The sequence below is a fragment of the Pseudoalteromonas sp. 23_GOM-1509m genome (genome assembly GCF_000518425.1).
Lineage (GTDB): Bacteria > Pseudomonadota > Gammaproteobacteria > Enterobacterales > Alteromonadaceae > Pseudoalteromonas > Pseudoalteromonas tetraodonis.
In genome coordinates this window covers 193,138-207,329 of sequence record NZ_JADO01000012.1, presented here as the reverse complement: position 1 = coordinate 207,329, position 14,192 = coordinate 193,138, and the positions used below count along the sequence as shown (strand labels likewise).

The 14,192-nt window shown below is 41.2% G+C and carries 11 protein-coding genes; 3 read left to right on the top strand and 8 right to left on the bottom strand.

Going from position 1 to position 14,192, the window contains the following annotated elements; translation table 11 throughout:
• Nucleotides 1-1,024: 1,024 nt before the first annotated feature.
• A complete protein-coding gene (gene katG / locus N523_RS0106620; protein WP_028834674.1) occupies nucleotides 1,025-3,205 on the bottom strand; it encodes a catalase/peroxidase HPI in 2,181 nt (726 codons plus the stop codon).
• A gap of 920 nt (nucleotides 3,206-4,125) precedes the next feature.
• Between katG and N523_RS0106615 the strand changes: the two genes are divergently transcribed.
• On the top strand, nucleotides 4,126-5,010 hold the full coding sequence (locus N523_RS0106615; RefSeq protein ID WP_008467888.1) for a tetratricopeptide repeat protein: 885 nt from the start codon (nucleotides 4,126-4,128) through the stop codon (nucleotides 5,008-5,010).
• 199 nt (nucleotides 5,011-5,209) lie between these two features.
• Here N523_RS0106615 and N523_RS0106610 read toward each other — a convergent pair whose 3' ends face one another.
• From N523_RS0106610 to N523_RS0106590, 5 genes are all read right to left on the bottom strand, one after another.
• On the bottom strand, nucleotides 5,210-5,530 hold the full coding sequence (locus N523_RS0106610) for a hypothetical protein (protein ID WP_013462852.1): 321 nt from the start codon (nucleotides 5,528-5,530) through the stop codon (nucleotides 5,210-5,212).
• A 9-nt stretch (nucleotides 5,531-5,539) separates the two neighbouring features.
• Nucleotides 5,540-6,241, bottom strand: a complete 702-nt coding sequence (locus tag N523_RS0106605) for a nuclear transport factor 2 family protein (protein ID WP_028834673.1) — start codon at nucleotides 6,239-6,241, stop codon at nucleotides 5,540-5,542.
• Nucleotides 6,242-6,331: 90 nt separating this feature from the next.
• The gene (locus N523_RS0106600) at nucleotides 6,332-7,075 is read right to left on the bottom strand and encodes a ferredoxin--NADP reductase (RefSeq protein WP_028834672.1); all 744 of its coding nucleotides are present in this window, start codon (nucleotides 7,073-7,075) and stop codon (nucleotides 6,332-6,334) included.
• A 972-nt stretch (nucleotides 7,076-8,047) separates the two neighbouring features.
• Nucleotides 8,048-8,749, bottom strand: a complete 702-nt coding sequence (gene deoD, locus N523_RS0106595; RefSeq protein ID WP_008110728.1) for a purine-nucleoside phosphorylase — start codon at nucleotides 8,747-8,749, stop codon at nucleotides 8,048-8,050.
• A gap of 65 nt (nucleotides 8,750-8,814) precedes the next feature.
• Nucleotides 8,815-10,032, bottom strand: coding sequence for a phosphopentomutase (locus N523_RS0106590; RefSeq protein WP_028834670.1), 1,218 nt, complete (start codon nucleotides 10,030-10,032; stop codon nucleotides 8,815-8,817).
• Between the two features lie 192 nt (nucleotides 10,033-10,224).
• Here N523_RS0106590 and udk point away from each other — a divergent pair, with 192 nt between their 5' ends.
• Both udk and N523_RS0106580 read left to right on the top strand, forming a co-directional pair.
• A complete protein-coding gene (udk, locus tag N523_RS0106585) occupies nucleotides 10,225-10,854 on the top strand; it encodes a uridine kinase (protein ID WP_013462847.1) in 630 nt (209 codons plus the stop codon).
• Nucleotides 10,855-10,871: 17 nt separating this feature from the next.
• Entirely contained in the window at nucleotides 10,872-12,095 is a 1,224-nt protein-coding gene (locus tag N523_RS0106580; RefSeq protein WP_013462846.1) for a NupC/NupG family nucleoside CNT transporter, read from the top strand.
• A gap of 560 nt (nucleotides 12,096-12,655) precedes the next feature.
• Here N523_RS0106580 and N523_RS0106575 read toward each other — a convergent pair.
• Nucleotides 12,656-13,414: a substrate-binding periplasmic protein gene (locus tag N523_RS0106575; protein WP_028834669.1), complete on the bottom strand. Its 759-nt coding sequence runs from the start codon at nucleotides 13,412-13,414 to the stop codon at nucleotides 12,656-12,658.
• Nucleotides 13,415-13,778: 364 nt separating this feature from the next.
• Nucleotides 13,779-13,988 carry a cold-shock protein gene (locus N523_RS0106570; protein ID WP_008467029.1) on the bottom strand — a complete coding sequence of 70 codons (210 nt, stop codon included), beginning with the start codon at nucleotides 13,986-13,988 and terminating at the stop codon, nucleotides 13,779-13,781.
• Nucleotides 13,989-14,192: the final 204 nt, after the last annotated feature.

The following is a 14,192-nucleotide window of genomic DNA, read 5'->3' as shown; positions in this document are numbered from 1 at the left end:
TCGGGGTTCGGGGTTCGGGGTTCGGGGTTCGGGGTTCGGGGTTCGGCAGAATTTTGCTTGGTATCAATTCAAACGCAATTGGTAATTTATTTAATAAAAAAGGCCGAGAAAAGCTGTATTTTTTATTTGCTCATTTGCTCTCATTCTTTGCTCTTTGTGCAAATAGGTTTTAAGTTATTTATTCACCACAGAGATTAAAAGGCGCTGCGCTGAAAGAGTAGGTTAAAGGTTCATTGCTGATACGACTAGGTGTCAAACTATTTGTACAAGCTCGCTGCTCGCCACGCGAAGCCCGTTATCTTCTTACTCGCTTCTCTGTGCTCAAACAAGAAATTAGATTTAAACGTTAGATAAAATGCGCGAGGTAAACTCCCGCCTACGGATATGATTAACATCTGGATTTAACGTAGGTGGGGCTTTATGCCGCGCAAGACCATTATTCACAAAGAGGGCGAAGAGACGCTGCGCTTTTAGAGGAAAAAAGCAACTATCAGGGTGTAGCAGCACTTTTATATCTCGTTAGGCCTAGGGCATTGCATTTTACCCGAACCTCGCAGCCCGTGTTTTCTCATTTACTCTCATTCGCTTCTCTGTGTTCAAATAGCTTTTAATGAATTATTCACAAAGAGGGCGAAGAGACGCTGCGCTTTTAGAGGAAAAAAGCAACTATCAGGGTGTAGCAGCGATTTTATATCGCGTCAGTGTTAAACCTAAATATGTATTTACCACCGAGAACACAGAGTTCACAGAGAAACGCTTAAAAAATACCAAACCACCTCTGTGCAGCGCAAAGCGCCTCGGGAACCTCTGTGGTGCAAAAATTGTTTTTAGCAGAAAATATCTTTCGTAGCAGCGATTTTATATCGCGTCAGGCCAAGGTCATTGAACTATACCCGCGCCTCGCAGCCCGCAGCCCGCAGCTCGTAACCTTTAACCTTTAACCTTTAACCTTTAACCTTTAACCTTTAACCTAAATAATATAAAAAAAGGAGCATTACTGCTCCTTTTTAAATTTTACTTAGGTTTATTTAATATCAAACCGGTCGGCGTTCATCACTTTTACCCATGCGGCAACAAAGTCGTGTACAAAACGAGTTTTGTTATCGTCTTGAGCATAAAACTCTGCCAGTGCACGGAGTATTGAGTTTGAACCAAATACTAAATCAACCCGCGTAGCCGTGTACTTAGTTTTACCACTAGCGCGGTCAACTATGTTGTACTCGCCTTTAGCTGCAGGCTCCCAGCGGTTGTTCATGTCGGTTAAATTAACAAAAAAGTCGTTACTAAGTACGCCTACGTTATCGGTAAATACGCCATGTTCACTATTGCCATAGTTAGTACCTAGTACGCGCATACCGCCTAGTAATACGCTCATTTCTGGTGCGGTTAGCCCCATTAATTGGCTGCGCTCTAGTAATAGCTCCTCGGCGGATACAGCATAGTCTTTTTTCAGCCAATTTCTAAAACCGTCATGAATTGGTTCTAATGGCTCGAATGACTCTGCGTCGGTCATGTCATCACTAGCATCGCCACGCCCTGGGGCAAACGGTACGGTTACATCAACTCCTGCCTTTTTAGCCGCTTGCTCAACCGCAGCGGTGCCGCCAAGTACAATTAAATCGGCCATACTAACAGGCTTAGTTAAACTCGCTTGCAGTGTTTCAAGTGCGCTAAGTACTTTAGCTAAACGCGCAGGCTCGTTACCTTGCCAGTTACTTTGCGGAGCAAGGCGAATACGGGCGCCATTTGCACCACCACGGTGATCGGAGCCTCTATAAGTACGTGCGCTATCCCATGCGGTATTAATTAAGTCGGTTTCACTTAATCCACAATTAAGTAGCTTCGCTTTTAAATCGGTTATTTCAGCGTCGCTTAGGGTGTAATCAACTGCAGGAATAGGATCTTGCCAAATTAAATCTTCACTGGGTACATCGGCGCCCAAATAACGTGATTTTGGCCCTAAATCACGGTGGGTTAACTTAAACCATGCGCGGGCAAATACGTCAGTAAAGTACTCAAAATCGTCATTAAAACGCTCAATAATTTTACGGTACGCTGGGTCGAGCTTCATTGCCATGTCGGCATCGGTCATTATTGGGTTTAAACGAATCGATGGGTCTTCCACATCAACGGGTTTATCTTCTTCTTTAATATTAACCGGCTCCCACTGATGAGCCCCTGCAGGGCTTTTGGTTAGCTCCCACTCGTAATTAAGCAGCAGTTTACAATAACCGTTGTCCCATTTAGTTGGGTAGGTTGTCCATGCGCCTTCAATACCTGAGGTCATGGTATCGCGGCCAATGCCAAGGGTTTTATGGTTATTCCAGCCAAGGCCTTGCTCGTGCACATCGGCGGCTTCTGGCTCTGGGCCTAAGTTTTCTTCTTTGCCGTTACCATGCGTTTTACCTACTGTATGGCCACCGACCGTTAGCGCTGCGGTTTCTTCGTCGTTCATTGCCATACGTGCAAAGGTTTCGCGCACTTGTTCTGCGGTTTTAAGTGGATCGGGTTTACCATTCACCCCTTCTGGGTTTACGTAAATTAAACCCATTTGCACTGCCGCTAATGGGTTTTCCATGGTATCGGGTTTATCAACCTGGGTATATCGCTCATCACTTGGCGCAAGCCATTCTTTTTCTGCGCCCCAATAAACGTCTTTTTCTGGATGCCAAATATCTTCTCGGCCACCGGCAAAACCAAAGGTTTTTAATCCCATTGATTCGTACGCCATATTACCGGCTAAAATAATTAAATCGGCCCATGAAAGCTTGTTGCCATATTTCTTTTTAATTGGCCATAATAAACGGCGCGCTTTATCTAGGTTGGCATTATCTGGCCACGAATTAAGTGGTGCAAAACGTTGATTACCGGTACCACCACCGCCTCGACCATCAGCTAAACGGTACGAGCCCGCAGAGTGCCATGCCATACGGATCATCAGGCCTCCATAGTGCCCCCAATCAGCTGGCCACCAAGGTTGGCTTTGAGTCATTAAATCTTTTAAATCGGTTTTAAGTGCTTCTAGGTCGAGTGAATTAAAAGCGTCGGCGTAATTAAAGTCGCTGTCGTAGGGGCTGCTTTTGCTATCGTGCTGATGAAGAATGTCTAAATTAAGTGAGTTTGGCCACCAATCTGTATTGGTGTTTTCGGTTGTAGTATTACTGCCGTGCATAACCGGGCATTTACCCGCTTTATGATTATCCATATTGAGCTCCTTTTTAAGTATAAATAAAAACGCCCATGCTTACTGCTTTTGGTATTCACCAATTGGGAGCGCTGTTATTTTATTGCCATTATATTAGGGTCTGTTGACCTTTGTGGATTAAAATTCGTTCAAACTAGGGGCGGTTTAATCGCGGCGCGAGGTTTGTAACCTAGTGGGCTAAGTCAAAACCGAGCAACAAAGAGTAAATCGCCCCTGGGCAGAACCCTTCGGGCAGCGCCTGTTTGGAATTGATGCTGCGTTATCGCCTATTTATGGGGAATAACCACACCACATAGGCTCTGCCTTGCCTAAATACCAAACAGACTACTGCAAATTTAACCTTAAAAGGTCAACAGACCCTAATGACGTGTACGGTCTCTGCTTATTCAATATACGTGTAGCTGCTTTGATACGCTAGGGCAAAGTAATGCTTTAAAACGATTACTCTCATTTATAAATATGATGATGCTGCCAATGTTTGTGCTTAGCGTAAATAAATATCAAAACTTTTTATAAAATAGATGATCGTTATTAAAAATAGCCACGTAATGTACGGTGAAGGGTTTGAAAGTGACTTAGGTTTTCTTAAGTGCACAGTGGAATACCCCCCTTCGCCATGAAATTATAGTTATAAAAGGTGTATAAGTTACTTATGCACCTTTATTTCTTTCTAATTTTTATCTATTTGAATTTAGTTAAGTAAAAATTCAGGTAGGCAAACTTACAATAGCACCTATCTCCTATTGTTCCCTTGATATGTTGATGTAGTTTTTTCCAGCCCAACTTGGGCTGGATTTTTTTTGCCTGTAATAAAGGATTTTTGAGTTAATTCCAGCTTCCCTATCCTCACCCTAGTACCAATGATGTGCGCATGTTAAAGTTAACAAAGCGATTAACTAATTTTTTAACTAGGCATATCAATGCGTTTTTATTTTTTACTATTTATTGTATTTATTGGTGTTTTTTCATCTGCGGTGCAAGCTGCTGATAAAAACACCGCAGCACTCAACGAGCAACAACAGCGTGAATTAGCACAGCTAGAAGCCCCTTTGTACAAACCATTACTTGAACGTTATATTCTCGACGAATTAAAGTCGGTACGCCAAGATCAACAAAAACTGCGTGAAGACGTGACCAAACAAGTTACGCATGCACAGTTAGACACCGCCGATCGGGCGCTTACCTACACCACAGATACCATTAATAATGTATTTTTTATTATTACCGCCACCGCGTCTATTTTGGTATTAGTGGGCTGGAACTCGTTACGTGATGTAAAGAACAAAGTAGAAGATATAGTAAACACCCGAGTGAGTGTTATTACTGATGAGTATGAAGATCGCTTGAAAATATTAGAAGAAAAACTGCGAGTACGCTCTGAAGAAATACTCAGTAACCAAGAACGCATATCAATCACTAATGAAGTTCATTCGTTATGGATGCGAGCCAACCTTGAAAGTGATATTGCGAATAAAATTGAAATATTCGATGAAATTTTAAAACGTAAACCAGAAGATGTAGAAGCCATTGCCTACAAAGCGGATGCTTTATTAGAATTAAATGAGACTGAGCAAGCTATTGAGCTTTGTAATCAAGCAATTGATATAGATAGCGACTATGGTTACGCATACTGGCAGCGCGCCTGTGCGTATGCTTTAACGCATGAGCATGCAGATGCTCTAGCCGATATAAAAATGTCGCTTGAATACTCACCCAACTTACGAAACGAGCTACTTCATGAAAGTGCCTTTGCCAGTCTGCATGATAACGACAGCTTTAATGCGATAGTTTCAAACGAAGCCTAAACTTCGTTGCCTACAGGGAGGGTGGTAAAAAGCGTGAGCAGAACGCGAAAGTTTTGCTCAGTTTTTACTTATTATTATAAGGATGTAAGCCAGTAGAATAACTTAGGCGCAGTTATCGACCCCACTAGGTTAGAAGCTCGCGCCGCAATTAAACTGCCTCTAGATTAAACAAATATCAATCTACAAAGGTCAATAGAGCTTAGCGTTTAAAGAATAAGTCTATTGACTTAGTAAGCAGCTCGTCGAGCTGCTCTTCAAAGTCTTCTATGTTGATTTCAAAATGATTTAAATACGCTTTAGCCTGCACTTGAGATAAGTTGCGGTTTTTAACGCTGTATTGCCGCTCATCTTTTTGCTTATCGTATCGAGGTAAAAATAATAACTGCGCATAATAAGGCGACTTAATATGCTTGTTCGCAAAGCGACAAAAGTCTTCAATGTGGTCTGCGCCCTCAGGGCCTAAACAGCCGGGCTCTACACGATACATTACACGAATTTTTTTCTCGTCACTTAGCTGCATAATTAATAATTACCTAAAAAATAATACCCTAACCACTTTGCCATCTTTAATTTGATAGCTTGAAATAAGCTCTGAACGTTTATCTATCACGTTCGGATCGTTAGAGCAGGTTTCTGATAGCTCATGGTCAATCACAATGTCACCATGCACAATACGCTTAATAGGTGATGAGTGCAGACACTTTAGCTTTTTAAACATAATGCCATAACGCGCAATTAATTTTTCTTTACCTTTAAATAATAGCTCATTCGGGAAAATATAAAACTCAACATCTTCATCATACATACGAATAAATTCTTCAATGTTACGCGCGTTGTAGGCTTTAACTAATTGCTCTATAACAGCAAGTGACTCACGAGACTGTTTTGCTTTGGCTTGTTGCCTTGCTGTAAGTGCCTCTTTTGCTTGCGTCACTGCTTGCTCAGCCTCGACGACCGCTTGTGCTTTATCTACTTTACTTTTAGGCTGTTCAACCGGCTTCGTTGATTCGCTGCCAAGTACTTTAGAATCATCTGCAGTCACTTTCTTTACATCGGGTTGTTTAGGTATGTTAGCCTCTTGAGTTAACGTATCAAGTGCATCTTGTTGCGGCTGTACTTTTTCTGGCTGTGTCAGTTCAGCATTGTTTGATGATGCCGATTGCTCTATGGCATGACAGTTTAATGTGAAAGCGGCGAATAAACACGCATATATGATGAATGAAGGTTTCATGGTTTTCCTAAGTACAAAGACAAAATGCAATTAACGCGCAACATAGCAAATTTTACCCTCATGAGATAGTTATTATAGCGTTATAGCTCATTACCAATACTGCTCAACCGTAATATGCCCCGGCTCTTTTCGACGATTACGCTTATAGTTTTGAGCCACTAATAACTCACTGGTATCTTTAACCATTTGCGGATTACCACACAACATAAACTGCGCATTATTGGGAGTAGCACACAGCCCCACATGTTCAGATAGCGCGTTATTTTCTATCACTGTGGTTATTCGCCCAGCTAAACCTTGTAAAGGCTCATCACGGCTAACTACTGGCACATAATTAAGCTGCCCTGGATGAGCCTTTAATAACTTATTAATTAGCTCCTGATAGCTTAAATCGCTATTTAGGCGCACCCCATGCACTAAGTTGATATGTTTGTATTTTTGCCATACCTCACTTTGCTGCAATATTGATAAAAACGGGCCAATAGCGGTGCCGGTGCTAAGCATCCAAAGTTGTTCACTCGCTGGCACTTCGTCAAGGGTAAAAAAACCGCTAGCACGGCGCTCTATTAGTACAGTGTCACCTGGGGTTAGTTGTGCTAAATGCGATGACAATTGGCCATCGACTACATTAATTAAATAAAATTCTAAATTTGGATCATCTGGTGCGTTAACATACGAGTAAGCCCGAGCAATGCGTTTTTCACCGTCCATAACAGAGAGCTTTGTAAATTGCCCTGCTTTAAACGGTTCTACATCGGCGTTAACCGTTAAGCTAAATAACGATTCATTCCACCATTTAACTGACTTTACTGTGGCATCAATCCAATTAGACATAATTACTCCAGAGTGTAAAACGTGTTTTAGCTATCAGCTATCAGCTATCAGCTATCAGCTATCAGCTATCAGCTATCAGCTATCAGCTAAAACTTTAAATGCTTCATTTTAAAAGCAAGTTTTATAACTTAAACATTAGCATTAAGTTATAAATACTGACAGGGAAATAAATGAGAAGGCAGCGAGCTACGGGTTTCGAGTATCGAGCAACGAGCTAGTGCTAAAACCTGAGACCTTTAATCTACTCTTTTAGCGCAGCGTCTCTTTGTCCTCTTTGTGAATAATGACCTTGCGCGGCATAAAGCTCCGCCTACAGTAAATTCAGAAGTTAACCATATCAGTAGGCGGGAGTTTACCTCGCGCATTTGTGTTTAATATCCTAGACCTGACGCGATATAAAATCGCTGCTACGAAAGGCACTTACTGCTAAAAACAATTTTTCACCACAGAGGGTTCCGAGGCGCTTTGCGCTACACAGAGGTAGATTGGTATTTTTTAAGCATTTCTCTGTAAACTCAGTGTTCTCGGTGGTAAATACATATCTGACACGATATAAAATCGCTGCTACAGATCAATATTTAGGTTTTTCTTCCTCTAAAAGCGCAGCGTCTCTTCGCCCTCTTTGTGCAAAACTCACTAAAACTGTTTGAACAAAGAGAAGACAACGGGCTTCGAGTGACGAGCTGCGAGCTACTGCTAAAACCTTTGACCTTTAACCTTTAACCTTTGACCTTTAACCTAGAACCTGAAACCTAGGAACCTAAAGCCCGTAGCTCGAACCCCGTGGCCCGCACCCCGTGGCCCGCACCCCGCAGCCCGAGGCCCGAGGCCCGAATCTCACACCTAAATTTCAAGCATAAAAAAAGCCGCATAAAATGCGGCTTTGGGGGTTTAGTCTCACTTCACTTTGGGCGTGTCTCCAAAACTTAGTGAATACGTTACCAAGGAACTGTTGTTAACCTAAGAGATTAATTAAATTGACTCTAGGGCAATTTTAACCATTTCGTTGAACGTGGTTTGACGCTCATCTGCAGGTGTTGCTTCGCCGGTGATTACATGATCACTGACGGTAAATAATGCCATTGCTTTTGCACCGTATTCTGCTGCTACGCCGTATAAGCCAGCTGTTTCCATATCAACAGCGAGTACACCTAGTTTGTCTAGATCTTTATAAAACGTGTCGTCTGCTTGATAAAAAGTATCGGTAGTAAATACGTTACCTACTTTTGCATCAATACCTAAATCTTTAGCTGCATTTACGCCGTTTAAAAGTAGGTCAAAGTTAGCAATGGCAGCAAAGTCAGTGCCACGAACGCGGGCACGATTTACGTTTGAATCTGTGCTTGCACCTTGTGCAAAAATTACGTCGCGAATTTTAATATCGCTACCAATACCACCACAGGTACCTATACGAATAATATTTTTAACGCCAAAACTGACAATAAGCTCACGAGCATAAATTGACATTGAAGGAATGCCCATGCCAGAACCCATAATGCTCACTGGCTTACCTTTGTAAGTTCCAGTAAAGCCGTACATGTTACGTACGCCGGTTACTTGCACTGCATCATCTAAAAAGTTTTCAGCAATATATTGTGCGCGTAGCGGATCGCCTGGCATTAATACTGTTTCGGCAAAATCACCTACGTTTGCACTGATATGCGGAGTACTCATCGATTGTTTTCCTTTTGTTTGGCTAAAAGCCCTATTACTTTAAAAATAGCGAGCGTATTTTTAAGTTACTTAACTGTGTTCAGTTTATCAATAAAGCCATCACCATATTCTAACGCTTTAAGGTTAAACCATTGTGCAAGCGTTTGGCCAATATCGGCAAAGCTATTGCGTTCGCCCAGCGGGGTATTTTTCATCCCTGTCTGATAGGCAATAACCGGCACATATTCACGGGTGTGCTCAGACCCTGGAAAGGTCGGGTCACAGCCATGATCGGCGGTGATCATTAATAAATCATCCGGCTTTAATTGCGCTAAAATAGTGGGTAAGTAATCATCAAACTCTTTGAGCGCTTTCGCATAGCCAACAGGATTTCGGCGGTGACCAAACTTTTCATCAAAATCAACTAAATTGGTAAAAATCAAACTGTGATCCGGCGCAGTCGCCACCACTTCGCTGGTTTTTTCTAGCAAGTTCATTAACCCTGGCGCTTTATGCTTTTGGGTAATGCCTTGATGCGCATAAATATCTGAAATTTTACCAATACTGATAACTTCGCCACCGTCTTTTGCAAGTACATCAAGCAATGTTGGCGATGGCGGTAATACTGAATAATCACGACGATTACCTGTTCTGGCAAAATCTTGATTATTAGAACCCAAAAATGGCCGCGCAATCACTCGCCCTATATTCATTTCATCAAGCAGCGCCCGTGCGATTTCGCAAACTTGATAAAGCTTTTCTAGGCCGAATGATTCTTCATGCGCGGCTATTTGAAACACACTATCAGCTGAGGTGTAACAGATTGGTTTACCTGTTTTTACGTGCTCTTCACCTAGCTGCTCTAAAATCGTGGTACCTGAGGCATGGCAATTACCTAAAATGCCCGGAATACCTGTGCGAGCAATAAACTCGTCTACAAATTCTTGCGGGAAACTCGGCTGTGTTTTAGGGAAGTAACCCCAATCAAATAACACTGGCACGCCTGCCATTTCCCAATGACCCGATGGCGTGTCTTTACCGCTTGAAAGCTCTTTTGCGTAACCCCATGCACCTTGTGGCTCATGTCGCTCAGCAACTAAACAGGGTTCTTTACCAGCGGCTTCACATGCATCCACTAACCCTAATTTTGAAAGGTTAGGAAGCGAAAGCTTACTGCCAGTCTCGTCATAATATGCCTTGAGTAAATGTGCGAATGTATTAGCACCAACATCACCAAATTTATCTGCATCGGGTGCTGCGCCAATTCCTAAACTATCCGCCATTAAGATAATTGCTCTTGCCATTGTGACCTCACATCTGTTCTAGGTGGTTACTTTATCTGCTCTTCGAATTTTCCGTACAGGACATAAGTCCTGTTTCATAAAACCTAAACATTATAAATTTGCACTCTTAAGCGAAGCAAAAGAGATTAATCGTGTCTTTTTTGCTATTGTGATCTACCAACAATATATCCTTCTGTGTGGGTGAGAACTTTAGTGACACGAACTATTATAGCTATTGCAGGCGCATCGGCGTCCGGCAAATCTCTATTTAGCCAAACTATTTACAATGAATTGGTAAATGAGCTTGAACCAGGCGCTATCGCCATTATTGAAGAAGATGCTTATTACAAGGATCAATCGCATTTGCCGATGGCACATCGTACGCAAACGAATTACGACCATCCTGATGCATTTGAACACGAGCTATTGCTTGAGCATTTAACGCAACTTCGTAATGGCCACTCTGTTGAAGTACCAACTTATGATTATGCTCAGCATACACGTAGCGATAAAACGCGCCGTGTGGCTTCGGCTAAAATACTCATTGTAGAAGGTATTTTATTACTGAGTGATAAAGCGCTTAATAAAGAATTTGATATCAAGGTGTTTATAGATACGCCATTGGATATTTGTTTAATGCGCCGAATGCAACGCGACATGGAACAAAGAGGCAGAACATTACAATCTGTTGTTGAGCAATATCAAGCAACTGTTAGACCGATGTTTTATCAATTTATTGAGCCTTCAAAGCATAACGCTGACTTAGTTGTGACTCGAGGCGGTATGAATCGCGTTGCGATTGATATTATAAAAAGTAAAATAAAGTACATTTTACAAGAATAACAACGGGAAACGTTTGTATGACAACATTTATGAGCTTAGTAGGCATGCTAGTGCTACTAGGCATCGCTTTTGCGGCCTCAACTGATCGCAAAGCAATAAAACTAAGAACCGTGGGTATCGCATTTTTAATGCAAGTCATTATCGGCGGTTTTGTACTGTTTTTTGAAGCAGGCAAAAATGTATTAGCGAGTATGTCTCGCGCCGTTTCATCGGTTATTGGGTATGCCAACGATGGAATTGGCTTTTTATTTGGCCCATTAGCATCGCAAGATACGCTAGGGTTTATTTTTGCCATTCAAGTATTGCCAGTGATTGTGTTTTTCTCAGCGTTGGTTGCTGTGTTATATCACTTAGGCATTATGGATTGGATAATTAAAATTTTAGGCGGTGGTTTACAAAAATTATTGAAAACCTCTCGCACCGAGTCGCTTTCAGCCACCGCAAATATTTTTGTTGGCCAAACTGAAGCGCCACTCATTGTTAAACCGTTTATTGCGACAATGACCAAATCTGAGTTATTTGCCGTAATGGTAGGTGGTTTGGCCACCGTAGCAGGCTCTGTAATGGCCGGTTACGTAATTATTGGTGTAGACCTTAAATATTTAATTGCAGCCAGTTTTATGGCAGCACCAGGTGGTTTCTTAATGGCAAAAATGATAGTGCCAGAGACAGAAACACCTAAAGATGATTTAGCCGATATAGATTTAGGCGACGATAAACCGGTTAATGTTATTGACGCAGCAGCATCAGGCGCAGCAAACGGTATGCACTTAGCATTAAACGTAGGTGCCATGCTTTTAGCATTTGTTGCACTGATTGCGTTATTAAACGGTTTATTAGGCGGTATTGGTGGGTTGTTTGATTACCCTACATTAACGCTACAAGAAATTTTAGGTTACTTATTTGCCCCTGTTGCATGGTTATTAGGTGTACCGTGGAATGAGGCAATTTTAGCCGGCAGCTTTATTGGTCAAAAGTTAGTAGTGAATGAGTTTGTTGCTTACTTAGACTTTATAAATTATCGCGATACGTTAAGTGCGCATACACAAGCAATTGTTACCTTTGCTTTGTGTGGCTTTGCTAACTTATCATCGATAGCCATTTTACTAGGTGGATTAGGCGGTATGGCGCCTAGTCGGCGAAAGGATATCGCACGCTTAGGGCTCAGAGCAGTGTTAGCAGGATCTATGGCTAACCTTATGAGCGCAGCAATTGCTGGGTTTTTCCTCTCGCTAGCTTAGAAACTTAATGAGACGATCCAACTGTTGCAAAACAATAGGATAGCGCTTTAAGGGGTTAAAGCACTATCTGACTTGAACGATACTTCACCAAGGGCCGCAAGGCCCTTTTATCGTTTTTATAGCCTCTACTTTCTAAATCCTCAGCAATTCATACCTAAAAATTCCCTAGCAAAGCTTTCATTCACGCACTCCTTACGCCATCAAAAGCCATCATTGCACTTATACCAATCCGCAATAATACTTAATCATTTTGCGGGGCTAAACGTGTCGCTACCTGTGTTAAAAAATTCTCATTTAGAACAACTAAATAGCGAATTTTTTGCCTAGCTATCAACTCGTTTTTCCAGCCTCAAAATAGACCACTTAATTAAGCGAATTGGTATTACTAAAAAATATGAACAACTGTGTAGCTGTAGGAGCATTTACTTATTAGCCCTTTACAAGGCACTTGAGAGTATAAAAGGTAGCGAAGTTAACAAGAATGAAGGCTGTGAAGACGGTAATATAGGCATTATTAAGTGGAAACTTTTTGAGCTTTTCTGTGCTTATGGTCTAAACGCTTAATTTTTTACATAACGTTTAATGTAAGCTTCATAGCCAGACTCAGCCTTAAGCTGCTCAAGTGCTTGATTAAAGCGTTTTACTACCACAGGTGAAGCGGCTTTATTAAAACCAATATAATTGCCTTTAAGCTCATCCACATGAATTTGTTTGAGCTTCACCAAGTCATCCCTAGAGTACCCAAATGGCTCAGTTTGATGATCAATAGTAAAGTCAGAGCCAATAATTAAATCGATGCGTTTTTTAAAAAACAGTCGCATAAATGAGTCTGCTTCACTAAACAGTAGTAAGTTTTTATCGGTAACAAACCCAAGTCGACGCACCAGCATTTCATAAATGTCGCCTCGCACTATGCCCAACGAGTAGTTTTTAGCTTGTGAAATATCATTCATCACAATATGGTCGCTAGTTTTTAATTTAAAAAAGTAGGTTTGGCTCGATACCAAAGGTCCCACCCATTCAAAAAGAGGAATACGTTCTTGCGTTTTTGCTAGAGAAATGATGGCTGAGTGTGGGTTATTTTGCACTAACTGGTAAGCACGCTTCCAAGGTAACATAATAAATTCGCACTCTAGTGCGGCACGAGCACAAGCATCTTTCACTATATCATGATTAATACCCGCTAGCTGCCCAGCTTCATTTTGAAAATTGTAAGGGGCAAAGCTTTCGGTATAAATAACCAATTTAGGCGCATTAGCCTGGATATTATGGCTAAATAGCAACCCTAACGCTAATAATGTAAATTTAAAAATAAACACCCCCTATAATTTAAGTAATAACCTTAACCTAGAAAGCATGTAGAAACTATTAATTTATAGCACTTTTATAATGTTAAAAATAGCAGGTGATTTGAGAGTGACTATCGTTAATAATACCAATCCGCAATAATACTCAATCATTTTGCGGGGCTAAACGTGTCGCTATCTGTATTAAAAAATTCTCATTTAGAACAACTAAATAGCGAATTTTTTGCCTAGCTATCAACCCGTTTTTCCTGCCTCAAAATAGACCGCTTAATTAAGCGAATTGGTATAAATTTACAGATGGTGGGGAGATATTCTTAAATTTTAGACACAAAAAAAGCGCCTTAAGCGCTTTTTTTCATTTTACTTAAAAGTAAAATTATAGAGCTGTGATGTTATCAGCTTGAGGACCTTTTTGACCTTGTGAAAGAGTGAACTCTACACGTTGGCCTTCAGCTAAAGTTTTGAAACCTTCGCTTTTGATTGCTGAGAAATGTGCGAAAACGTCTGGACCATTTTCTTGCTCGATGAAACCAAAACCTTTAGACTCGTTGAACCACTTAACTGTACCTGATACGATGTTAGACATAGTATTATTCCTGATATAAAAATTAAATTGTGCCCTAATGGGCGGTGTAGCAAAAAATGAGATGGTACTTAAAAACTTCAGGACGGTACTACAAGTATTACTTATACAACAACGAAATGGAGATTTATAAATTATCATGCTTTCTTTCTAGCTGCGGACTACTATATAGAGTTACAGACTCAAGTCAACCCTTAATGCGATTTA